This window comes from Kiloniella antarctica (assembly GCF_042682825.1).
Classification (GTDB): Bacteria; Pseudomonadota; Alphaproteobacteria; order Kiloniellales; family Kiloniellaceae; genus Kiloniella; species Kiloniella antarctica.
In genome coordinates this window covers 862,938-887,244 of record NZ_JBHUII010000001.1, presented here as the reverse complement: position 1 = coordinate 887,244, position 24,307 = coordinate 862,938, and the positions used below count along the sequence as shown (strand labels likewise).

The 24,307-nt window shown below is 45.5% G+C and carries 19 protein-coding genes; 17 read left to right on the top strand and 2 right to left on the bottom strand.

What is annotated here, in order from left to right:
• Nucleotides 1-132 precede the first annotated feature (132 nt).
• The 3 genes from mutS (at nucleotide 133) to ACFSKO_RS04225 (ending at nucleotide 6,398) form a co-directional block, all read left to right on the top strand.
• Complete coding sequence (gene mutS / locus ACFSKO_RS04235; protein ID WP_380249432.1) at nucleotides 133-2,799, top strand: DNA mismatch repair protein MutS; 2,667 nt, start codon at nucleotides 133-135, stop codon at nucleotides 2,797-2,799.
• Between the two features lie 166 nt (nucleotides 2,800-2,965).
• Nucleotides 2,966-5,734 carry a [protein-PII] uridylyltransferase gene (locus ACFSKO_RS04230; RefSeq protein WP_380248742.1) on the top strand — a complete coding sequence of 923 codons (2,769 nt, stop codon included), beginning with the start codon at nucleotides 2,966-2,968 and terminating at the stop codon, nucleotides 5,732-5,734.
• Nucleotides 5,735-5,843: 109 nt separating this feature from the next.
• Complete coding sequence (locus ACFSKO_RS04225; RefSeq protein ID WP_380248740.1) at nucleotides 5,844-6,398, top strand: PAS domain-containing protein; 555 nt, start codon at nucleotides 5,844-5,846, stop codon at nucleotides 6,396-6,398.
• Between the two features lie 45 nt (nucleotides 6,399-6,443).
• Here ACFSKO_RS04225 and ACFSKO_RS04220 read toward each other — a convergent pair whose 3' ends face one another.
• A complete protein-coding gene (locus ACFSKO_RS04220) occupies nucleotides 6,444-7,064 on the bottom strand; it encodes a LysE family translocator (protein ID WP_380248738.1) in 621 nt (206 codons plus the stop codon).
• 300 nt (nucleotides 7,065-7,364) lie between these two features.
• Between ACFSKO_RS04220 and murJ the strand changes: the two genes are divergently transcribed.
• A complete protein-coding gene (gene murJ / locus ACFSKO_RS04215; RefSeq protein ID WP_380248736.1) occupies nucleotides 7,365-8,996 on the top strand; it encodes a murein biosynthesis integral membrane protein MurJ in 1,632 nt (543 codons plus the stop codon).
• Between the two features lie 38 nt (nucleotides 8,997-9,034).
• On the opposite strand, the gene ACFSKO_RS04210 is transcribed toward murJ, so the two are convergent.
• Entirely contained in the window at nucleotides 9,035-9,634 is a 600-nt protein-coding gene (locus tag ACFSKO_RS04210; RefSeq protein ID WP_380248734.1) for a 2-hydroxychromene-2-carboxylate isomerase, read from the bottom strand.
• A 295-nt stretch (nucleotides 9,635-9,929) separates the two neighbouring features.
• On the opposite strand from ACFSKO_RS04210, the gene ACFSKO_RS04205 reads away from it, so the two are divergent.
• The 13 genes from ACFSKO_RS04205 to ACFSKO_RS04145 all read left to right on the top strand — a co-directional run bounded on the left by ACFSKO_RS04205 (nucleotide 9,930) and on the right by ACFSKO_RS04145 (nucleotide 24,155).
• A complete protein-coding gene (locus ACFSKO_RS04205; protein WP_380248732.1) occupies nucleotides 9,930-10,700 on the top strand; it encodes a DeoR/GlpR family DNA-binding transcription regulator in 771 nt (256 codons plus the stop codon).
• A gap of 138 nt (nucleotides 10,701-10,838) precedes the next feature.
• The gene (gene glpD, locus ACFSKO_RS04200; RefSeq protein ID WP_380248730.1) at nucleotides 10,839-12,356 is read left to right on the top strand and encodes a glycerol-3-phosphate dehydrogenase; all 1,518 of its coding nucleotides are present in this window, start codon (nucleotides 10,839-10,841) and stop codon (nucleotides 12,354-12,356) included.
• 53 nt (nucleotides 12,357-12,409) lie between these two features.
• A complete protein-coding gene (locus tag ACFSKO_RS04195; protein ID WP_380248728.1) occupies nucleotides 12,410-13,504 on the top strand; it encodes an ABC transporter ATP-binding protein in 1,095 nt (364 codons plus the stop codon).
• A complete protein-coding gene (locus ACFSKO_RS04190; RefSeq protein ID WP_380248726.1) occupies nucleotides 13,504-14,583 on the top strand; it encodes an ABC transporter ATP-binding protein in 1,080 nt (359 codons plus the stop codon). The genes ACFSKO_RS04195 and ACFSKO_RS04190 overlap by 1 nt, the downstream gene beginning before the upstream one ends.
• Before the next feature lie 2 nt (nucleotides 14,584-14,585).
• Nucleotides 14,586-15,455, top strand: a complete 870-nt coding sequence (locus ACFSKO_RS04185) for a carbohydrate ABC transporter permease (RefSeq protein WP_380248724.1) — start codon at nucleotides 14,586-14,588, stop codon at nucleotides 15,453-15,455.
• Nucleotides 15,456-15,458: 3 nt separating this feature from the next.
• Nucleotides 15,459-16,256 carry a carbohydrate ABC transporter permease gene (locus tag ACFSKO_RS04180; RefSeq protein WP_380248722.1) on the top strand — a complete coding sequence of 266 codons (798 nt, stop codon included), beginning with the start codon at nucleotides 15,459-15,461 and terminating at the stop codon, nucleotides 16,254-16,256.
• A gap of 12 nt (nucleotides 16,257-16,268) precedes the next feature.
• Entirely contained in the window at nucleotides 16,269-16,547 is a 279-nt protein-coding gene (locus tag ACFSKO_RS04175) for a DUF2160 domain-containing protein (protein ID WP_380248720.1), read from the top strand.
• A gap of 74 nt (nucleotides 16,548-16,621) precedes the next feature.
• On the top strand, nucleotides 16,622-18,331 hold the full coding sequence (locus ACFSKO_RS04170) for an ABC transporter substrate-binding protein (RefSeq protein WP_380248718.1): 1,710 nt from the start codon (nucleotides 16,622-16,624) through the stop codon (nucleotides 18,329-18,331).
• Nucleotides 18,332-18,490: 159 nt separating this feature from the next.
• Nucleotides 18,491-19,015 (top strand): GbsR/MarR family transcriptional regulator, encoded by a 525-nt coding sequence (locus tag ACFSKO_RS04165; protein ID WP_380248716.1) that lies wholly within the window; start codon nucleotides 18,491-18,493, stop codon nucleotides 19,013-19,015.
• A gap of 83 nt (nucleotides 19,016-19,098) precedes the next feature.
• Nucleotides 19,099-19,827, top strand: coding sequence for a DUF4166 domain-containing protein (locus tag ACFSKO_RS04160; protein ID WP_380248714.1), 729 nt, complete (start codon nucleotides 19,099-19,101; stop codon nucleotides 19,825-19,827).
• Entirely contained in the window at nucleotides 19,811-21,301 is a 1,491-nt protein-coding gene (locus tag ACFSKO_RS04155) for a TIGR01777 family oxidoreductase (protein WP_380248712.1), read from the top strand. Before ACFSKO_RS04160 ends, ACFSKO_RS04155 begins: the two co-directional genes overlap by 17 nt.
• Nucleotides 21,302-21,456: 155 nt before the next feature.
• Nucleotides 21,457-22,392: an AraC family transcriptional regulator gene (locus ACFSKO_RS04150; RefSeq protein ID WP_380248708.1), complete on the top strand. Its 936-nt coding sequence runs from the start codon at nucleotides 21,457-21,459 to the stop codon at nucleotides 22,390-22,392.
• Nucleotides 22,389-24,155: an amidohydrolase gene (locus ACFSKO_RS04145; protein ID WP_380248706.1), complete on the top strand. Its 1,767-nt coding sequence runs from the start codon at nucleotides 22,389-22,391 to the stop codon at nucleotides 24,153-24,155. The genes ACFSKO_RS04150 and ACFSKO_RS04145 overlap by 4 nt, the downstream gene beginning before the upstream one ends.
• Nucleotides 24,156-24,307: the final 152 nt, after the last annotated feature.

Sequence of the window (24,307 nt, the reverse complement as noted above, 5' to 3'; positions counted from 1 at the left end):
AGCATGCCCCAACGTACCGAAGTGCAAACTCAACCTGAATCAGCACTTTCTGATCGCCCCGAAACACCCGTAAAAATCACGGAAGTCAAATCTGGGAAAAACTCCAAAAAAGCGGCTGAAAAAGTAACGCCGATGATGGTGCAGTATCTCGAAATAAAAGAAAATCATCCAGACTCACTTTTGTTTTATCGTATGGGTGATTTTTACGAATTGTTCTTTCAAGACGCAATTGATGCTTCCGAAGCATTGGATATCACTCTAACCAAGCGCGGGCACCATAATGGCGCTGATATTCCTATGTGCGGTGTGCCTTTTCACGCAGCAGATGGATATTTGTCGCGCCTTATTCGTAAGGGTTTCAAAGTTGCAATCTGTGAGCAGATGGAAAATCCTGCAGAAGCGAAAAAGCGGGGACCAAAATCAGTTGTTAAAAGGGGTGTAGTACGGCTCGTAACCCCGGGTACGATTACTGAAGACGAACTGTTGGATGCACGCAGTCATAACTATTTGGTGGCCCTGACGGATGCGAGCGGTGAATACGGGCTGGCTTGGCTAGATATGTCTACGGGTGATTTTTATACCCAGCCTGTGCAGGCGAATGAGACCAATTTATCAGGAGTTCTTCTTGCTGCTCTAGCTCGTTTAAATCCAGGAGAGCTTCTGGTTCCTGAACGGCTATTCTTACGCGAAGGTTTGTCGGATATTGTCAACGAATGGCGGTCTATTGTTTCTCCTTTACCGTCGTCACGGTTTGATAGTGAGAACGCCCGTCGACGCCTTGAGGACGTATTTTCCATCAAGGCTCTGGATGCCTTTGGTGAATTTTCACGTGCCGAGATTGCTGCTGCTGGGTCCCTACTGGATTATGTAGAGTTGACTCAAAAGGGAAAACTGCCCCGTCTGTTCTCACCAAAGAGAGTTCGTACTGGTGCAGTCATGGAAATCGATGCAGCCACAAGGCGAAACCTGGAGCTTAGCCAGTCTTTGACAGGCGGTCGAAAAGGCAGCTTGCTTGCGACTATTGATCGTACTGTCACAGGCGCTGGTGCTCGGATGCTTGGTTCCCGTCTGGCGGCGCCTCTCACAGATCCGTCAGCTATTACAAGCCGTTTGGATATGGTATCTTGGTTCGTCCAAGAAGATGGTCGTCGCATGGACCTTCGTGCCAGCTTGCGCCAGTGTCCAGATATTGAACGTGGCCTTTCACGCTTGACTGTCGGACGCGGCGGTCCCCGAGACTTGGCTGGTATTCGGGATGCTTTGCGTGAGGCTGGGCGTCTTAAATCACTTTTATCCGCTGTAAGTTCTGATCAATTACCAGTAGGGGTTATCAATTGCATCGAAGGTCTTGGTGATCACAGTACGCTGTGTGGAGTTTTACAATCTGCTTTGCAGGACGATTTACCCCACTTAGCCAGAGATGGTGGTTTTATTGCAAGTGGTTATGCATCGGAGTTAGATGAGTACAAACAGCTTCGGGATGACAGTCGAAAACTAATTGCGGGCTTACAGGCCGATTATGCGCAGAAAACCGGTGTGAGTACCTTGAAGGTGAAGCACAATAATGTGTTGGGGTATTTCATCGAAGTCAGCCCGACGAATGCTTCTAAGGTAAATACTGACGCGGATTCAGAGTTTATTCATCGTCAAACTCTGGCCTCGGCCATGCGGTTTACAACAGTAGAGCTTTCTGATCTGGAGCAGAAAATTTCAGGGGCGGCAGGTAAGGCGCTGGCAATTGAATTAGGGCTTTACGAAAAACTTGTTCTAGAAGTGCTCAATCAGGTTGAAGGTATTGCGATTGTTGCCCGTACTCTTGCGGAATTGGATGTGACCTCAGCCTTAGCTGAGCTTGCGATATCCGAGCGGTGGAACAGGCCCAAGATAGATGACAGTTTGTCTTTTGATATCGTTGGCGGACGTCATCCTGTAGTTGAGGCCGCGCTGGCCAAAACCTCGGAAGGTCCTTTTGTTGCCAATAACTGTACTTTGGAAGATCAGCAGCGCCTGTGGTTAATTACAGGCCCTAATATGGCAGGTAAATCTACTTTTTTACGTCAAAACGCATTGATTGCCGTTTTAGCTCAAATGGGATCTTTTGTTCCTGCGGAAGAGGCTCACATTGGTTCAGTTGATCGTTTGTTCAGTCGTGTTGGAGCAGCGGATGATCTTGCTCGCGGACGTTCAACTTTCATGGTTGAGATGGTTGAAACCGCAGTAATTCTTAACCAGTCAACAGAAAGATCCCTGGTCATTCTTGATGAGATTGGGCGCGGTACGGCGACTTATGATGGTTTGTCAATTGCATGGGCCTGTGTTGAGCACTTGCACGAAGCTAATAAATCTCGGGCACTCTTTGCGACACACTATCACGAGCTGACAAGCCTGACCTCACAATTGTCGTCAATGTCATGTCATTCGATGCGGGTGAAAGAGTGGCAGGGAGAAGTTGTTTTCCTCCACGAAGTAACCTCGGGTGCAGCCGATCGATCATACGGGATCCATGTGGCAAAATTGGCCGGCTTGCCACATTCAGCGATTACACGAGCTGAACAGGTTCTTGAAACCTTGGAAAGGGATGGTCAGGCCGGTAACTTGGCACATCTAGCGGAGGACCTTCCTCTGTTTGCGCATTTGCCGACGACAGATTCAACTGTTGAAGATAGTGATGGTGGGAATACCATGGTTGATCATCGTCTGAAGGAAGTTAATTTAGATGATATCTCTCCTCGGCAGGCCCTAGATTTACTTTATGAGCTGAAGGCCATTGAGAAGGAGGAAACGAAATTAAAAGCATAGGCTAGAATACATTCTGGATTACGGATTTATAAGAAACTGATATAACTAACAAATCAGCGCAAAAACCAATCACTTGGTAATGTCCGGTCTGATGGTATTCCTCCATTGTTAAGGTGGAAGGTGCCATTTAAGGAAAGATAAATGAGCTCCAGAAAAGCAGGAATGCATGCCGATCAAATCTCTCGACTACGCTTACGATCATGACGTAAAAAACAAAAACGCAATTTTTCCCGCTGTTGATCTCGCAGAGAAAATATCTCTGATCAGTGCAGAGCAAAAAAACGTTCAAGCTAAACGCAACGAAGTTCTTGTTTTGTTACGAGATGCTCTGGGTAACGGGCGTGCAGAAGTTCGCAAACGCTTTGATGAAAAAGCTTCTGGCACGATGGTGGTTAGAGCTAATTGTTTTCTCGTTGATCAAATTTTGAAATTTGTATTTCGTTTTGTTGATGAAGAGCTGTATCCCGTTGGAGTGCCATCCAAAGGGGAAAGCATTACTGTCGTTGCTGTTGGCGGTTATGGGCGCGGTGAATTGGCCCCCCAGTCAGATGTCGACCTGCTTTTTTTGATGCCCTATAAGAAAGTACCCAGAACAGAACAGGTTGTAGAAGCCATGCTGTATTTCCTTTGGGATCTACACTTTAAGGTGGGGCATTCTGTTCGAAATGTAAAAGAATGCATTCGAGGCTCTCAATCGGATTTAACGATAAATACTTCGATACTTGAAGCCAGATATCTCTGTGGAGAACCGAGCTTATTTACAAAATTACGCAAGACGTATGACCGTGTTGTTCGTTCTGGAAACGGTGCTGCTTTTATTGAGCAAAAGCTGGCTGAGAGAAGTGAACGTCATAAAAAAGTTGGTGGGTCTCGGTATATTCTTGAGCCTAACATTAAAGAGGGTAAGGGGGGACTGCGTGATCTTCATACACTGTTTTGGATTGCAAAGTTTATCTATCAGGTTGATGACATATCCAGTCTGGTGAAAAAGGGAATCTTTACCCGTCAGGAAATTCGTCAATTTGAGAAGTCTCAGGCGTTTCTTTGGTCCTTGCGCTGTGCTTTACACTATCTAACAAACCGGCCGGAAGAGCGGTTATCCTTTGACGTTCAGTCCGACCTTGCGAACTGGATGCACTATACGGATCATGCTGGCACCAAAGGCGTTGAACGCATGATGAAACACTATTTCATCGTGGCAAAAGCTGTTGGCGGGCTGACACGAATTTTCTGCGCAACACTTGAAGCAGAGCACAATCGCCGATCAGGCTTTCGTCTTCCACTTCCTTTTCTTAAACGAAAACGGGCTGTTGAAAAATTCAGGCTTGAAGGAGACCGGCTTACTTTAAAAGATGTTGATTCGATTGAAAAGTCACCAATAGAGATGTTGCGTATTTTTCATGTCGCGCAAAAACATGATCTAGATATTCATCCGGCAGCTCTTCGAAAAATTACACAAAACCTGCGATTGATCAAAAAGGAATTGCGTGAAAGTGAAGCTGCCAGCCGTTTGTTTCTTAGCATATTGACTTCCCCAAAAGATCCAGAAAAATCGCTGCGTCGCCTTAATGAGTCTGGTGTTTTAGCCCGACTTATTCCTGATTTTGGTAAAGTCGAAGCTTTGATGCAATTCAACATGTATCATCATTATACGGTTGATGAGCACACATTGTTTTCCATTGGTGTTTTGCATCAAGTCGAAAAGGGGTTACTTAAAAAAGAAGCGCCGATTGCAAGTGAGGTTATTCATAAAATCATCTCTCGTAAGGTTCTGTATGTCGCGATGTTTTTGCACGATATTGCTAAAGGACGTAAAGGGGACCATTCGGTTGAAGGGGCCAAAATAGCTCTGCGTGTATGCCCGCGTATGGGGCTTACTCCAGAAGAAACAGAGACAGTTTCCTGGCTAGTACGATATCACCTGACGATGAGTGAAACTGCTTTTTCTCGAGACATTGATGACCCTAAAACAATCCAGGATTTTTCTGAAATAGTTCAGTCTCCTGAACGGTTGCGGTTACTTTTAGTCCTTACAGTTGCAGACATTCGCTCTGTTGGTCCGAATGTCTGGAATGCATGGAAAGCATCATTGTTAAGAGACCTCTACTGGCGTACAGAAGAATTATTATCAGGAGGACTTGCGGCGGAAGGGCAAGAACGCAGAGTACAGGTTGCTTGGGAAGAGCTTACCAAAGTTCTCTCAGACTGGTCTCCTAAAGACATTGCTGAGCACCTTGAGCGTGGAACGGTTTCCTATTGGATCTCGACAGACACGGAGACCCAGCACCGGCATGCCAATTTGATTCTCAAGGCCGAAAAAAGCAAATCACCTTATACCGCTGATGTACGCGTAGATCATTATCGCCAAATTACAGAAGTAACTATTTATGCAGCAGATCACCCAGGTCTTTTTAGTCGTGTTGCCGGGGCTTTAGCTGTTTCCGGAGCATCCATTGAGGGCGCGACTATTCATACTTTACGCAATGGTATGGCGCTGGATAGTTTTTATATTGCTGATGCACATAGTAAAGGCGCTATCAACGATACTGATCGGCTTGAAACCATTGCAACAGCTATCGAGCAATCTCTCACAGGAGAGTTAAAGGCTGCAAAGCTGCTGAAAACTTTACCGACCAGGTTACCAAGCCGTGTTCATAAGGCTTTAAAGGTAAAACCACGGGTTTTAATCGATAATAAAGCCAGTGCCAGCTATACGGTGATTGAAGTTAATGGGCAGGATAGGCCAGGACTACTTTATCATTTGACTCAAGCTTTAACCAAACTTGGATTATTGGTGCACTCGGCCCGTATTGCGACTTATGGCGTTCGCGCGGTTGATGTTTTTTATGTACAGTCGGCTTTGGGAGATAAAGTCTCTAGTGAGCAAAAGCTAAAAACGATTCAGAAAAAGTTACTCGAAGTTTTAAAGGTTTAAACCCTATTTAAAGCCGTCTTAACATTCGCTTGAATAATTTAAGTTAAACTATTTGGTGTGACTTAAATTATTCAAGCGAATGTGAGGCGACTTATCTAGGGAGTTCCTGATGAAGACAGGCTTTTCATTGGAATTTGAAAGTCCGCGATGCCGGCGGCTTCATGAGTATTGGTGGGAGTTGAGATACTCATCTGATCAAGCTGTCCCTAACAAATCGAACTTCAACCCAGCAGCGATTAAAAATATTTTACCTCATATTTTGATACATGATTTGGGAACGCCTGGGCGTTCAATTTTACGGCTGGTAGGAACAGGTATTGTTGAGCGTATGGGCTTTGACCCTACAGGTCATGACTATACTGAGTTTGTGGCTGAGGATCGAAGAGATGAAGCTTACAATGAACTTTTTAAAGCAGCGTCCTATCCCTGCGGCATGCGCGTTGTGATTGAAGGCCGCTATCAATCTGGGCAAGTTCACTTATCAGAAGCGCTTGGTTATCCTTTGGTCGCGGATGATGACGGACGGCCACTTTTTGTCTTTGTCGATGATTTGGTTGAAAAGCTAGAGTGGCATCAAAAAATTGATAAGCAGCTAGAATATTACAGGGTTAGGCAGCGAGATTACATTGATATTGGTTTTGGTGTTCCCTTAGCTCAAAAGTAGAGGGGAGTAATCGCCTATTGATAGTTTCGTATGATTACTTTCGGGTTATCTGCTTGCGAGTAGGGCACTGGCACTGATCAAAGCGCCACCACTGATCCGGTTAATCAATTTTACTTTTCCAGAACGTTTTAGAATCGGAACAAGTTGATTGCCTCCTGTGGCATAACTCATCAACCAAAATAGCTCTATGAAAACAAAAGTCCCGGACATCACTGCTAATTGTGGAGCTTGAGGAAGTGTTGTGTCTATAAACTGTGGAAGAAAGGCAGCAAAGAATATCATCGCTTTTGGATTACTGATGCCAACAAGAAAGGCCTGACGGTAAAGTTGTAGTGCACTGTATTTTGTTTTGGAATGTTCTCCTTGCTCGCTAAGGCCGATAGCTGGGCTGCGCCATGCTTTAATTCCGAGATACAAAAGGTAAGCGACCCCACCCCACTTGATGAACATGAAGGCCTTAGCCGAAGTTGCTAATACAGCGCTAAGGCCAGCAACTGAACCAAAAAGCAGGATAAGCATTGCTGAAACGCCACCAATTGAGCTTGCAACTGCCGCACGCTTGCCAATGTTCATGCCGACTGTCATGGAGAGCAACATGTTAGGGCCTGGTGTCATTGATGCAATGCACGTCGTAACGGCAAAAATGATCCAAGTATCAAAAGGCATTGCACTTCTTTCTAAGGAATAGACTATGTAAACGATGTTGAATAGATATCAATTACAAAGGATTCAAGGATTAAAATAGCTGGTTCGTACTTGAGACCTTGCCTCCAGTCTTCCTCTCGATCTGGATTGAGGTTTAAGTGAATAAGATATCAATTGAATAAGACTCTCTTCCCAAGGCAGCGCGCTTCCACTAAAAAGGTCGCTAGGGTTTTCAGCCCTTAGCAGTTTGGGGGTTAATCTTGCTCTCGATAACGGAAAACAAACCAATGGCCTAACATGCTTATTGGATGAGGTATCTGAATGTCGTTGGTTAAAAATCTGGCAACCGTTAGCGGGTTTACTGGAATAAGCAGAATTCTTGGATTTATTCGAGATATTTTTATCGCTGCCTTTATTGGCGCGGGGCCCATCGCGGATGCTTTTTTTGTGGCATTTCGTTTGCCGAACCTTTTCCGGCGCCTATTTGCAGAGGGCGCTTTTAATGCCGCGTTTGTTCCTTTGTATGCCGGGAAATTAGAGGCAGAAGGGCAAGAAGCAGCGCAAACTTTTGCCGAACAGACTCACGCGGTGATGTTCACCTTTATGTTAGTCTTGACCGGAGTTGCCATGGCAACAATGCCTTGGATTACATATGCCTTGGCGCCGGGATTTGAAGACTATGCAGTCAATATTACAACCAACGAGTGGTTGGAAATCAATCCCGGAACGTTAGAGGCATTATCTGTGATGCCAGAGGGATTTATTTCAAAGTTAAAATACGCAGAACAGCTAACATTTATTACTTTTCCCTATCTGTTTTTCATGGTTTTGGTTGCTCTATTTTCAGGCATGCTCAATAGCTTGGGACGGTTTGCCGCGGCAGCGGCGGCACCAATATTACTGAATATCTTTTTTATTTTTACCTTGATTGTGATCGTACCCAGAGTTGAAGACCCAGGCATGGCCATGGCTTGGACAGTGACTGCTGCAGGCTTTGGTCAGTTAATTCTCGTTTATATTTCTTTGAAACGCGCCGGCTTGAAAATGAAAATACGGTTGCCACGCTTTAGTAATGACGTAAAGACTCTGATGCGGCGGATGGTGCCGGGCGTTTTATCTGCTGGTGCTATGCAAATCAATGTTGTTATTGGCACTGCGATCTCGACCTTTCATGAAGCCGGGGTTTCTTTTCTTTATTATGCGGAAAGAGTTTATCAATTGCCGTTGGGGATGATTGGCATAGCTTTTGGCGTTGTGCTTCTTCCTGAGTTGGCACGAAGGTTGAAAGCAGACGATCACAGCGGCGCGATGCGGAGTATGAACCGTGGAATGGAAATGGCGTTACTGCTAACCCTGCCCGCGACGATTGCCCTGGTCGTTATTCCCTGGCCGATCGTGGTAACTATTTTTGAGCGCGGCATGTTTACCCGAGAAACAAGCGAAGCAACGGCTTATGCCTTGATGGCGTTTGCTTTTGGGTTACCTGCTTATGTCTTGGTGAAAATTTTACAGCCTGCTTTTTATGCACGGGAAGATACGGTTACGCCTTTTCGGTTAGCTCTGGTTTCTATCGTTGTGAATATAGGCTTGAGTTTGGTGCTGTTTCAGTTTCTGCAATACATCGGCATTGCCTTGGCAACAGCAATATCCTCTTGGCTGAACGTGCTGATGCTTTGGGTTGTTTTAGTTCGGAGAGGCCACCTTAAGCTCGACGGTCGTTTTGTCTCACGTTTACCTAAAATAATGGCCTCTTCTTTGGTTATGGGAGGTGTTTTGTGGTCAGGAATGCGGTGGTTACGTCCTTGGTTTGACGGAGTTCTTTATGAAAAGGTCATAGCCCTTTCTGTTCTCGTTGCAGGGGGGATCATTGTTTATGCTTTGTTATCTCTCATGTTAGGCGCCGTCCGCCCTGCTGATTTTTCAGAGATGTTCCGACGAAAGAAACCATCTTGATAAGACGCTTAAAAGTTTGAGCATATTTTTGAGATGCTTTACGTTTCAATGAGGGCGCGATCAAGGAAATCAATGCGATCCTGACCCCAGTAGTTTTCTCCGTTATAGACATAAGTAGGTGAGCCAAAAACATCTCGTTCATGTGCTTCAGCGGTGGTGGATTTATAGGCTTCGATCATGGCATCGCTCTTGGCCTGAGCAATGAGAGTCTTGGGATCAAACCCGCATTGTTGAGCGATTGCAGCGAGAGTTTCTTCATCAGCAATATTGCGGTCTTCGGCCCAGACTGCTGTTAACAGGGCGTCGCTTAGTTTTCCGGCTTTCCCGTTTGCGGCATTGACAGCGAGAACCATTTGAGCGGCGAGAGCTTGGTCTGCAGGCCAAAAGACAGGTTTCAGATTTATCGGTATATTGAGGTGTTTAGACCACCGTTTCAATTCATCCATACGAAACCGTTGTCTTGAAGGATGTCGCTTTGCGGGAGGGGTTCCGCCCATATTCTGAAAGGTATCCATTACTGAGATAGGTTTGTAGTTCACAACCGCCCCATGTTTTTCGACAACATCATTAAATCGGTTGATCCCTAAGTAGCTCCAGGGTGAAAGTAAAAAGTGATAGTAATCAATGGTTTTGGTCATGTGAGTTATCCATAACGATTTGTAATGAAGAAAAGTAGTAAGTTTCTATCTTACTAGCATTAGTCCGATTTTCTCATTGGTCTAGCCTGAATCGATCATCTTTACGTGAGAAAGCAATAATTCTTTGTTTGTGGTATGGGCTTAGGGTGAAATATTTTAAAGGGCTCAACTATAATTTACTTTCGATTTTCGAAAAGCGAAACCTTTAGTCTTTCGTTTTTCGTTTTTACGGATTAAACTGCTTATTAAATATAAACATAAAAATAAATTTAGATAGATTCAGGGGGAACTTGACGTGGATACACTTAACGCTCGGCAACGGGAAATTGTTGGGCTTGCCCGGGAAGAAGGTCGTGTTTTGGTTGAGGAATTGGCCTCTCGTTTTGAAGTTTCTCTTCAAACAATCCGTAAGGATCTCAACGAGATTTGTGCGCGGGCCATTTTGAAAAGAATCCATGGCGGGGCTGTTTTCGCGGCTGGAGTTGAGAATTTACGTTATGATGCGCGCAGAATGATTGCGCAGGATGAGAAACGGGGAATTGGTTCGGCTGCAGCAGATTTGATACCGGATAATTGCTCACTTTTTATCAATATTGGCACGACAACCGAAGAGGTTGCGCAGTGTTTGTTACGTAAAAAAGATCTTTTGGTTATTACGAATAACATTAATGTTGCCAATATATTACGGCCAGCTCCTTCCATTGATGTTATCATCGCTGGGGGGATGGTTCGTCGCTCGGATGGTGGTGTTGTGGGGGAGACGGCAGTAGATTTCATCAAGCAGTTCAAAGTAGATTTCGCTATCATTGGAACCTCTGCTGTAGATGAAGATGGGTCACTGCTTGATTTCGATTTGCGCGAAGCAAAGGTCGCTCAAGCGATCATTGAAAACGCTCATCACGTCATTCTTTGTGCAGATCAACTGAAATTAAAAAGAACAGCACCTGTAAGAGTCGCGGAATTTAATCAAATAAATACTTTTGTTACAGACCGCTTGGAGTCTGAAAACTTACGAAAAATCTGTATGGATCAAGGTGTTCGCTTAATTGAAGCAGGGGTGTCATAAAATCGTCATAAAAGTTTTCACTTGCGAACCCTTCAATCTTCAAATAGCGTTCGAAACGAAACTAAAAGGAAACCAGTTTCGAAAGATTCGAAAATTGCAGTGCCTGCATATAAAAGAGCATTGCGTCGAGGAGGTATCGTGGGCGGTCAAACTTATGACCTAGTCATCGTTGGTGGTGGCGTTAATGGATGCGGCATTGCAAGAGATGCTGTTGGACGTGGATTATCTGTGTGCGTTGTTGAACAAAGTGATTTGGCGCAAGCTACAAGTTCAGCGAGTACAAAATTAATTCATGGTGGATTACGTTACCTAGAGCATTACGAGTTTCGTCTCGTACGCGAAGCCTTGATTGAGCGAGAAACACTATGGGGAATGGCTCCTCATATTATCTGGCCGCTGCGTTTTGTGCTTCCTCATAACAAATCTCAACGACCCGGTTGGTTGATTCGTATTGGCTTGTTTTTGTACGACAACCTCGGTGGCCGTAAGAAGTTGCCGGCAAGTAAGGGGCTTAACCTTCTCAAAGATGAGGCAGGATCACCCTTAAAAGAGGGCTTCCTAAAAGGTTTTGAGTATTCTGACTGTTGGGTCGATGATGCACGTCTTGTAGCGCTTAATGCGATTGATGCGCGTGACAAGGGTGCTGATATTCACTGTCAAACACGGTGCACGGATGCCACGGTTGAAGATGGTGTTTGGAACTTAACCTGTGAGAACAGAAATAACGGCGAAAAGCAAAATATCCGGGGTAAAGTTTTAATCAATGCTTCAGGGCCTTGGGTTTCAAAATTTTTAAACGAAGAAATGGAAAGCTCGTCTCGCCATTCTATTCGGATGGTAAAAGGCAGCCATATTGTGGTGCCGAAACTCTTTGATCATGACCGGTGTTACATTTTTCAAAACGATGATAAGCGTATTGTGTTTGCTATTCCTTATGAAGATGACTTCACGTTAATTGGCACGACCGATGAGGACTTCCAGGGAGATCCGGCTGATGTTGCGATTTCACAGGATGAAATTGAGTATCTTTGCCGTCTTTCCAATAATTATTTTAAAACATCGATTTCTTCTAATCAGGTGGTTCATACCTATTCAGGCGTACGTCCGCTCTATGATGATGGCGCCAGCCAGGCTCAGGAAGCAACCCGAGATTACGTGTTAAAAGTCGACGAATTGGACGGGGCGCCTGCGTTGAATATCTTTGGTGGAAAAATTACTACCTATAGACGTTTGGCAGAATCCGCCTTGGAGAAACTATCCAAATATTTCCCTGAGATGGGCGAAACTTGGACAAAAGGAGCAACCTTACCTGGGGGCGATTTCCCTTGTGATAAAGCCGCTGATCAGGTCGAGAGGTTGTTAAAGGAATACCCGTTTATCGAGAAAAATCATGCAGAAAGATTGATTCGCAGCTATGGTACGCGCTTCTCTCTTTTGCTTGGTAATTCGACGTCATCCAAAGATTTAGGTCGGAATTTCGGAGCCGACCTTTATGAAATTGAAGTCCGTTATCTGATGATCCATGAATGGGCGCAGAAAGCAGACGACGTGCTTTGGAGGCGGAGTAAACTAGGGTTGCGAATTAAGGCAGCAGATAAAGAGGCACTGTCCGAATGGATGGTGTCGGAAATAAAATTACTGGCAGAAGCCAGTTAGATAAAAAAATTAATAAGCAGAATCAACAAAAGTTGAATTCGTGTGGGGTTTGAATGACGTTAACTCTTGAAAATGTCTGGAGGACGGTCGGAGACGAGGTACATATCGCTGAGGCTAATCTTAGCCTGGAGCGGGGTACTCTTAATACTCTTTTAGGACCGACACTCGCAGGTAAAACCAGTCTGATGCGATTGATGGCTGGCTTGGATAAGCCAACCAAAGGTCGTATCTTGTTTGATGGCCAAGATGTAACTGGGGTCCGTGTACAAGATCGCAGTGTAGCAATGGTCTATCAGCAATTTATTAACTATCCAGCTTTGACTGTATATGAGAACATTGCTTCTCCTTTACGCATCGCACGGGCATCTGCTGATGAAATAGATCGCAAGGTCCGTGAAGCCGCTGCTATGATGAAGCTTGAACCGATGCTTGATCGCACACCACTGGAGCTATCCGGTGGGCAGCAGCAACGTACAGCTTTGGCGCGTGCATTGGTCAAAGGGGCGGATCTTGTTCTTCTCGACGAACCTCTCGCAAATCTGGATTACAAATTACGTGAAGAATTACGCGAAGAGTTACCGCGGGTATTTGCAGAATCAGGTGCAGTGTTTGTTTACGCAACGACTGAGCCGACTGAGGCTTTGCTTCTGGGTGGAAATACCGTAACTCTGCACGAAGGTCGGGTGACCCAGTTTGGGCCAACACTGGATATTTATCGCAATCCTGGCGACCTTCTTACGGCTGATGTGTTTTCTGATCCACCAATGAATACACTTCCGGTGTCTATTCGGGGAGGCGTGGTTAGCCACGGTGAAAGATTCTCTGCCCCTGCAACGAATGTCCTCTCTCAGGTATCCGATGGTGACTATACCTTGGGTTTCCGCCCAAATCATCTGCACTTACACAAGCATAGTGAGGATATGATCCCCTTCAGTACCCGTGTTGCGGTAACTGAAATCACAGGATCTGAGAGCTTTGTCCACGTTGATTTCGCAAGCCACCGTTGGGTAAGTTTAACGCACGGCGTTCGGAACGTTGATATCGATAGCACCATTGATGTTTATCTGGAGCCATCTAAGTGCTTCGTTTTTGATGCTTCTGGCAAGCTTCTGGCAGGCCCTTGGTCATCAAGTGGGGAACAAAGCTAATGGCTAAAATTGAACTCAACGGTCTCGCGCATTCCTATATGCCTCAGGTTCAAGAACCTCAGGATTTTGCTCTCAAAGAACTCAATCATGTGTGGGAAGATGGCGGTGCCTATGCCCTGCTTGGCCCTTCTGGTTGTGGTAAAACAACTTTATTGAACATTATATCAGGCTTGCTCATTCCCACACACGGGGAAATTTTGTTTGATGGTAATGCAGTTACTAAAAAGCCGACTGAAGATCGTAATATCGCGCAGGTTTTCCAGTTTCCTGTCGTTTATGACACGATGTCTGTTTATGACAACTTAGCTTTCCCGCTCCGCAATCGTGGTGTTGGTGCCAGTGAAGTTGATGGCCGTGTCCGTGAGATTGCTGAACTGCTTGAGCTAAGTGACAGTCTTAAACATAAAGCAAGCGGCCTTACCGCTGATGCCAAACAAAAGATATCTCTTGGTCGTGGTTTGGTTCGTGCTGATGTGTCCGCAATTTTGTTTGATGAACCTTTAACGGTGATCGATCCTCATCTTAAGTGGCAATTGCGTTCTCAACTTAAACATCTCCATAAGCGTTTTAACTACACTATGGTTTATGTAACCCACGACCAGACCGAGGCACTGACCTTTGCTGATAAAGTCGTGGTTATGTATGACGGTGCGGTTGTCCAAATGGGTACACCTGAAGAGTTGTTTGAGCGTCCAAAACACACTTTTGTGGGCTATTTTATTGGCTCTCCAGGAATGAACGTCGTGCCCTGTCACATCGATGGTGACAAAGCGATGGTTGCTGGACACGCTTTTTCTATGGAGAAAGGCTTCTCTAAAGTTCCAGAGGGCGCTTCTTTGGAAGTTGGTATTCGTCCTGAATTCCTATCGCTTTCGCGCGAGGGTGATGGGCCTGCTGTGTCGATTCAAAAAGTGGAAGATCTTGGCCGCTTTAGAGTTGCGAGTGTTCGCTTAGACGATCACGAATTCAAAGTCATGGTTGGAGAAGACCAAGAAGTACCAACAGACGGGGCTCGGCTTATCGTGGATCCTACGCATGTGAATTTATATGCCAACAGTCATTTGGTAGAGGAGGACTGATCATGAATAAATGGTCTGACAACCGTGCCTGGTGGCTCGTGTTGCCCGTGGTGTTGATCGTTGCGTTCTCTGCTGTTATTCCTTTGATGACGGTTGTGAACTACGCTTTTCAGGATACATTTGGTAATAACGAATTTTTCTGGGCAGGCTTGGAGTGGTTTAGGGAAATTCTGCGATCTGATCGTTTCCATGGAGCCATGGGGCGCCAGTTTCTGTTTTCTTTCATCATTCTTTCAATAGAAATACCCCTTGGTATTGGTATTGCGCTGGCAATGCCCCGCAAAGGATTCTGGGTACCTTTCTGTTTGATCTTAATGGCCTTACCGCTCCTTATTCCATGGAATGTAGTCGGTACGATTTGGCAAATTTTTGGTCGGATTGATATTGGTCTGCTCGGCGCTACTCTCGATAATCTTGGTATTGAGTACAATTACACTCAAAATACGATCGATGCGTGGGTAACGCTTGTCGTGATGGATGTGTGGCACTGGACTTCGTTGGTTGTTTTACTGTGTTACGCAGGTTTACAGTCGATTCCTGATGCTTATTATCAAGCTGCAAGAATTGACGGCGCCAGTAAGTGGGCAACCTTCCGCTATATTCAGTTACCTAAAATGAACCGGGTTCTATTGATTGCTGTTTTACTCCGTTTTATGGACAGCTTTATGATTTATACCGAACCGTTCGTGGTAACAGGTGGTGGTCCGGGTAATGATACGACATTCCTTTCCATTGACTTGGTTCAAATGGCAATCGGGCAGTTTGATCTTGGTCCTGCTGCGGCAATGTCCTTGATCTACTTCCTCATTATTCTGCTCTTCAGCTGGGTTTTCTTTACAGTTATGAGCTATCTAGACAGAGCGGAGAACTAAGTTATGAAAACGAAAGCTCTCGTCACCGTTCTTTACATTGTCTTCTTGCTGTTGCCGATTTACTGGCTCTTAAACATGTCGTTGAAGACAAACGAAGAAATACTAAGTACCTTTAGCCTTTGGCCTCAGGATCTGACGTTCGCCAACTACATCGTTATTTTTACGGATCCGAGTTGGTATAATGGTTATATAAATTCCACGATCTACGTGGTGTTGAACACGATCATTACGCTCTTGGTGGCGCTACCTGCAGCCTATGCTTTCTCGCGTTATAACTTTATGGGCGATAAACATCTGTTTTTCTGGTTGCTCACCAACCGTATGGCACCACCTGCTGTCTTTGCTCTGCCGTTCTTCCAGCTCTACTCTTCTGTTGGATTGTTTGATACGCATATTGCTGTGGCGTTGGCGCACTGTCTGTTTAACATTCCCTTAGCAGTATGGATCCTTGAAGGATTTATGTCTGGCGTACCGCGTGAAATCGATGAAACGGCCTATATTGACGGTTATTCTTTCCCGCGTTTCTTTACCCGGATCTTTACACCGATGATTTCATCCGGGATCGGTGTCGCAGCGTTCTTCTGCTTCATGTTCTCATGGGTGGAACTCCTGCTTGCCAGAACCCTGACGTCTGTCGATGCCAAATCTATCAGCGCAACGATGACACGGACGGTTTCAGCCTCTGGCCTTGATTGGGGTGTACTTGCTGCGGCGGGGATTTTGACCATTATCCCAGGAATTCTGGTGATATATTTTGTTCGTAACTACATTGCCAAGGGTTTTGCCCTGGGCCGGGTATAAGGAGTCCGTATCATGGAATTGAACTGGATGGCCTGGACTTGGCCAACGGCTATATTTTTTCTCATTATTGCAACAACACTTGTTGTGATGACCGTATTGGCAATCAAATTTCCGGAAAGAGAACGGGTTGGAATTCTTCATATTCCAACCACGCGCGGGGATCGATTGTTCATTACTTTGCTTGGTAGCGCTTTTATTCACCTTGGCTGGCTATTCTTTTTAGATATTCAGCTTTGGTGGGCCCTCGTTGTAAGTGCTGCCTATGCGTTCATCGTGTTTCGGTGGGTGTAAGGCAAGAGGGCAATGTGTGGGGTAGCGAGAAAATAATTCTCGTTTACTGATTAAATAAATAGGGAGATATAATAATGAAGTCCCGTTATCTTGGTGGCGCGCTGACAGCCGTTGCTTTAGTCCTCTCAGCAGGAGCAGCTCAAGCGGATTCCGCTGCAGCAAAAAACTGGGTCGACAATGAATTTCAGCCTTCGACACTGTCAAAAGCTGACCAAATGAGTGAAATGGAGTGGTTTGCAAAAGCTGCTGAGCCTTTTAAAGGCATGGAAATTAATGTGGTTTCCGAAACCATTACGACGCACGAGTACGAATCAAAAACTCTTGCTAAAGCGTTCTATGAAATCACAGGTATCAAGGTTAATCACGACCTGATCGGTGAGGGCGATGTTGTTGAGAAACTGCAAACTCAAATGCAGTCTGGCAAAAACATCTATGATGCTTACATCAACGATTCTGATCTGATTGGTACGCACTATCGTTACCAGCAGGTTGTTCCTCTTACGGATTGGATCTCTGGTGAAGGTGCTGACGTTAGTAACCCTGATCTTGATCTTGGTGACTTTATCGGTACATCATTTACGACTGGCCCAGATGGCAAACTCTATCAGCTACCTGATCAACAGTTCGCAAACCTTTACTGGTTCCGGTATGACTGGTTCTCCGATCCAGATATCAAAGCTAAATTTAAAGCTAAACACGGCTATGATCTTGGTGTTCCGGTAAACTGGTCTGCTTATGAAGATATCGCTGACTTCTTCACAAATGATGTGAAGGAAATCGATGGTAAACCAGTATACGGCCATATGGATTACGGTAAAAAAGATCCATCCCTCGGCTGGCGTTTTACTGATGCATGGCTTTCGATGGCTGGCGCTGGTGACAAGCACATTCCAAACGGTCTTCCCGTTGATGAATGGGGCATCCGCATGGAGGGCTGTAGCCCAGTTGGATCTTCTGTTTCCCGTGGTGGGGCGACAAACGGCCCAGCTGCTGTTTACTCCGTATCCAAATATGTTGATTGGCTCAAAGCCTACGCTCCCCCATCTGCACCAGGCATGACCTTTGGTGAAGCTGGTCCTGTACCTGCTCAGGGCGCTGTTGCCCAGCAGATCTTCTGGTACACAGCCTTTACAGCTGACATGGTAAAAGATGGCCTGCCAGTTGTGAACGAAGATGGTACGCCAAAATGGCGTATGGCACCTTCTCCACACGGCCCTTATTGGGAAGAAGGTCAGAAGCTTGGTTATCAGGATGCGGGTTCTTGGACTCTGATGAAATCCACACCGGTTGACCGTCGTAAAGCTGCTTGGCTCTATGCTCAGTTTACTGTTGCTAAAACTGTTTCTCTGAAGAAAAGCCACGTTGGCCTTACTTTCATTCGTGAAAGTGACATTCAGCACGCTTCTTTCACAGAACGTGCACCTAAACTTGGTGGTTTGATCGAATTTTACCGTTCACCAGCACGTCTACAGTGGACTCCAACAGGTATCAACGTTCCTGATTATCCTAAGCTGGCTCAGCTTTGGTGGCAGAATATTGGTGATGCAAGCTCTGGTGCAAAAACACCACAAGAAGCTATGGATTCACTCGCAGCAGCTCAAGATAAAGTACTGGGTCGTCTGGAGCGCGCAGGCGTTCAGGGCGAATGTGGTCCTAAGCTGAACGAAGAAAAAGAAGCCAGTTACTGGCTGAGCCAACCGGGTTCTCCAAAAGCCAAATTGGCTAATGAGAAGCCTCAGGGTGAGACTATTGATTATGACGAGCTTGTTAAAAGCTGGAACTAATCGATCGATAAGCTTTCCCTTTTAATTAAAGGGCTGAGTTAGAGGCCCGGAGGAATATTCCTCCGGGCCTTTTTTTATGCTTAAAAGGTAAATTACATAGCTTGACTTTTTTCGTGTATTCTTATATTTCTGTAATAACAGAAATTTCGGAACTTAGCTATGATACTCACACCTACCATGGAACGCTACGTCTTGCATTGGGGAGAAATGGGCTCTCGTTGGGGGGTAAACAGGTCTGTGTCCCAGATCCATGCCTTGTTGTATCTCGCTGCAAGGCCAATGCATGCAGAAGAAATTTCCGAAACCCTGAATATTGCAAGGTCCAATGTCAGTACAAGCTTGAAAGAGTTACAGGGCTGGGAGCTTATTCATCTCCATCATGTCCTTGGAGATCGAAGGGATCATTTCGAAGCGACACACGATTTGTGGGAAATGTTACTGACAATTGCAAATGCGCGTAAACAGCGTGAGATCGCACCAACACTCTCTACATTACGGAAATGTGTGCTTGATGGTTCCGAGGAAAGCGACATACCTGCGGAAAGTTTAAAGCGCATGCAAGACATGCTCGATTTTATCACGAACCTGACGACTTGGTATGAACAGATTAGCCGGTTGCCAACAAAGACATTGATAAAAATCATGATGTTGGGGGCCACGGTCGCAAGATTCGTCGGTAAATAATCTAAAGGCGGGTGCTGTACTCGCCTTATTTTAGGTTTGTTGATTTCTGTTAAGACAGAAATTACAGAAATAGAGGAAATGAAATGCCAAATAAAAAACAGCATAGAAGAACCTCTCCTGTAGATCCGATCATAGTTTTAGAGTCCTTTCCGGGTCCATGTCTCAAGCCAACTCGAGTTCAGAATGATCCTTTACATATTCGTGCCCTGCTCGGTGATGCCGCGTGGTTGAGGCTACGTCCAGCCATTCGCAAGCGTTTTGGTCGTGACGCGAAACTGGGAAGTACACATATTTATCGCGGAAAGATGGATAGGATAGAGGCGACGTTGCTTGGGTTGATCATGGCACAGGCGGCGCGTTTAATCGGTACGCCTATGGCTTGGTCCCGGGGAAAGGATGTTCCTTGCGATGTGATTACCTTTGACGATCCTGATCGTGCAGGCGGGGTTGTTTGGGAGCGTCATTACTACTTTACGCCAAACAAAATACAAATAGCGAAAACGACAAAATTGGTCAGTCAAAAAGAAGGTTTATTGGAGTGTTTTGGAAAACACTTCGGCATGAAGCTGAGACTCCTAGAGGAAGGAGGTGCGCTTCACTTCATTTCTACAAGCTTTTATCTGCAAATGTTTGGTAAGCGCATTGCTCTGCCAGGCTTGCTGAGCCCTGGTAAGTTACGTGTAACACACCGGGATATTGGCGATAACTGGTTCCAATTCATATTAGAGGTCTGCCATCCATTGTTTGGAAAGCTTGCCTTTCAAAATGGCTATTTTAAAGAAGAGGAGATGAAAAATGCTACTCGTGCTTAGCTTACTGGTTGTCCAAGGAGTGATGGGCGCATTTGATAACTTCTGGCACCACGAAATAACCGAAGCTCTTCCGTCCAAACCCGGTGCGCGAAAGGAGCTTATGCTTCATAGCGCCAGAGAATTTATATACGCGTTTCTTTTCATCATGTTGGGGTGGGCAACATGGCATGGTTTGTTTGGTATATTTACGATGGTCTTATTGGTGGTCGAAGTAGGTATTACCTTATGGGATTTTATTGAAGAAGACATGACCAGAAAGTTACCGCCTCTGGAGCGTGTGCTGCATACGGTACTTGCGATGAACTATGGTGCTGTTTTGATTCTGCTCTTGCCAATTTTGTGGGAGTGGAGCCTGGATGCAAGTATTGTTAAGCCAGCAGACTATGGCGTGCTTTCATGGGTAATGACCCTCTATGCTATTGGGGTCTTTTTCTGGGGAGTGAGAGATTTTTACGCTGTGATCAAGCTTGGGCCACTACAGACCCCTGAATGCCTAAGAGATCCTATCTATGTGGGAGAAAGTAATGCTCGAAAAACAGTATTGATAACAGGGGCAACGGGATTTGTGGGCAAAGCATTGACTCGTGATCTACTTGCTCGGGGGGAAAGAGTAATTGTCCTGACAAGAGACGAAGCGAAAGCAAAGAATGCCTTTGGATCTCATGTGAGGGTAGTGAAAAATTTAGATGAAATTTCCAATGACTTCAAAATTGATCGCATTGTGAACCTCGCAGGAGAGGCGGTGATCGGCCTTCCCTGGAGTAAAGCCCGCCGAGAACGCATTTGTGATAGTCGGATTGGTACGACGCATGCGTTAATCGCCCTTATTGCCAGATTAGAAGATAAGCCAGAGGTGCTAATAAGCGCTTCTGCTGTAGGCTATTACGGCGATGGTGGAGAAAGATTGCTTGATGAGAAAAGTGAAGGTCAACCGGTTTTCATGTCAGAGTTTTGCCAGCAATGGGAAGCCGAAGCCAGAAGAGCAAAAAAATATGGTGTGAGGGTTGCCATTTTACGGTTGGGCATAGTACTTGGACGCGATGGTGGTGCCTTACCAAGTTTAACTGCACCGGTTCGTTTCGGATTAGGCACGATAATGGGAAGTGGCAAGCAGTGGATGCCTTGGGTTCATCTCCAGGATGTACTAGGCTTGATTAACTTTGCACAGACGAACCCAAAGGTAAGTGGCGTGTTCAATGCCACAGCTCCTGACTCAGTTCGGCATTCAGGTTTCATGAAAGCGCTAGGCAAAGCTCTTAATCGGCTCGTAATTTTTCCTGTCCCTGCGTTTGTGTTGAAAACAATGCTCGGTGAAATGTCCGGGATCTTTCTGGAAGGTCAGAAGATTTCGCCCTCAAAGGCAATTGCTCTGGGGTACAGTTTTGCTTACCCATCTCTTGATAAAGCGTTAGAAAGCTTATTCCTTAATCAAGAGAAATCAAAGGTAAGTACCAATATTAAAACACTAAAATGATTTTATTGTTAGAAAAGGCGGGCACTGGTAAAGGCGTCCTTATCAGTGTCCGCCAATTCGAAGAACCAGAACGTGGTATAGTTAGCAAAAATGGTCAGGTTTTTATAAATACGATCGCCTAGGGTGCTTTCAACGAAGAGGAGTGACCCAAGTTTATGCCATTAACGCCTGTCATATCTGTTAAGCCTTTGACACGTATAGATTACGAGCGTCGTCTTCAACGGGTGTTGGGATATATTCGGCAACATCTTGATCAAGAATTGAACCTGGCTCAGCTTGCGGATATTGCACATTTTTCACCCTATCATTTTCATCGAATTTTCCGAGGCTTGGTTGGGGAGAATCTTGGCAGTCATGTGAAGCGGTTGCGGATGGAAAGGGCGGCGAGTGATTTGCTTTATACCCAACAATCCGTGACGGAGGCCGCATTTGATGCAGGGTTTGAAACGCCGGAATCTTTCAGTCGCGCTTTCAAAAAATCATTTGGTGTCACCCCTAGTCGTTATCGGAAGGAAAGTGGTTTTTGCTTTCCTGATAAAGCGCCCAACGGGCTTTGGACCACAGCGATGGAATTTCAATTTGATCGCTTGTGGGATGATAAGGATGGACCCATGAAATTAAATGTTCAGATAGAAAATCATGACGAAATGCACATTGCTTTTGTCCGCCATCAGGGAGCCTATGAAGAGGTGGAACCTGTTTTTGATAAGCTCTATGCGCTTGCCGAGAAGGCCAATATACTATTATGGGATGATGCAGAGATCATTATGCTTTCTCATGATGACTCTAACATTACAGAGAGTAAGTACTTGAGAGCAGATGCAGGGATTGTGATTCCAAATTTGGTTTGTGAGATTGGTGAAATGCAAAAGCAAACGATAGAAGCGGGTCAATTTGCCGTCGCTCATTTTCAAGGGGCTTACGACTATCTTGATGAGGCCTATGACTGGATCTATGGAGGCTGGCTTCCTGATTCAGGGCGTGAAGCTGCAGATGGCCCTGCAATTGAGATTTACCACAATGACCCAATGAACGTTGTCGTGGCAAAACTCTTAACCGAAATCCGTATCCCTCTGGTGGCAAGATCATGAAGTTGTTCAATAAAAAAAGTCTCTCCGTAAATACGATTGTCCCGGAGGTCCTTAAAATTGGAACTATAGCCTCCCTGATGACGATAGGTCTTATTTCGAATGGGTATGCTGTCGATGAAGGCTACCTTATTGTAAATGCCAATATTTACACGGTTGATCGAGGCATGCCTTGGGCAGAGGCAGTCTTGGTTGAAAAAGGAACAATTACGGCAGTTGGTTCGGAAAGTGAACTTTTAAAACAGGTCGGGCAAAAATATGATGTTATTGACCTTGGCGGGAGATTGCTTATGCCAGGTTTTCAAGACCCCCATCTTCATGCCCTTGAAGCTGGTATAAATGAGACCGCGTGTTTCCTTCCCGCAGAAGGGAGCGCGGATACTTACCGTGAAGAAATTGGATACTGCCTGGAGGAACAAGATCAATCGGATTGGTTTATTGGGGCTGGTGTCTCCATGCCAGCACTGCTTGAGACGGTTGATTCTCCGGTTGTGTTTTTAGACGAGCTTATCCCGGATCGCCCCGCGGTAATCCTGGATAATCTTGGGCACGGGGCCTGGGCAAATTCGCAAGCTCTACAAGCGGTTGGTTATAGTGATTTACCAATTGATCCCCCCATAGATCCGCCCATAAATCCCCCGGGCGGCATTCTTGATCGAGATCTGTTAAGCGGACAATTAACGGGCGTCGTTTTTGAAAATGCTCAACAAAAACTGCGTAATGCGGCACTCCCGCCAACAGACGAGAACGTTGATTTTGCCTATAATAGTCTGATTAGTGCTCTGGGTGTACTGGCCGAGAACGGTATTACCACGGTGAGCGATGCGGGTGGATATTGGCCTCGTGGCCATCAGGAAGCGTGGGTGCGGGCTGAACAAGAGGGTGTTTTGACCGTACGCGCCAGTAACGCGCTTTACCTTTATCCTGATCTTCCCTTTGAGGAGCAGATGGCTGAGTTCGAAAAACGTTATATGAATGATCCTGATGGGCTCTTGCGGTTTAATCAGGCCAAAATTTATGTTGATGGTATCCTATCTCAAGCAACCGGGGCTCTTTACGCGCCTTACGAGCAGGCATTAAATCTTCCCCAAGAATTGGAAAGAGGCTTTCTATATTTTGATAAAGAAACTCTTTTTAAGTATGTCTCAAAGTTGGAAAACATTGGGTTTCAACTTCATTTCCATGCCACGGGAGATCGCGGGGTTGGCCTCGCGCTGGATGCCTTGGAGCAGGCTAAAAAGCAAAATTCAAAAACAGGTATGCGTCACCGTATTACCCACCTTTATCTAGTTGATGAAAAAGACGTGCCGCGATTTACCCAATTGGGTGTTGTCACCGATTTTCAGTTGGCCCCGAGTTCAACCAATCCGGAAACGAAACGGTACTTGGAAGGATTTATCGGTGCACGTGCCGAGGGGTTAATGCCTGCGCGTAAGTTATACGACGCGGGTGTTGATGTGGTTTTGAGCAGTGATTGGGATGCGGAAGACTTGTCCCCGCTTCTCAAAATTCAAGCTGTATTAACTCAGGAAAAGGATGCTTTTGAAGATATTGGATCTGTCGTGGAGATGATGACAATCAATGTTGCCAAACTCTTGCACCATGAGGATGAGACAGGATCCATAGAAGTGGGAAAGCAAGCTGATTTTGTGGTTTTGGATCGCGATATTTTTAATTTGCCAGTGCGTGAAATTGGCGAGGTGAGGGTAGAGGCTACACTTCTTGGGGGCGAACCTGTTTATGATCCCAACAACTTGTTCAATTAAGCTTATTTCTATTCTTGGCAGAATTGAAAATCGGAAGATAGAAAGGAGGATTGACTTAGTACATCTGTGCCGATCTTCCCTTTCTCTTAATGTATATGTTTAGACGGTGAGCTCTTGTAATGAACTCTTGGTTTGACACTTTGCTCTTATAG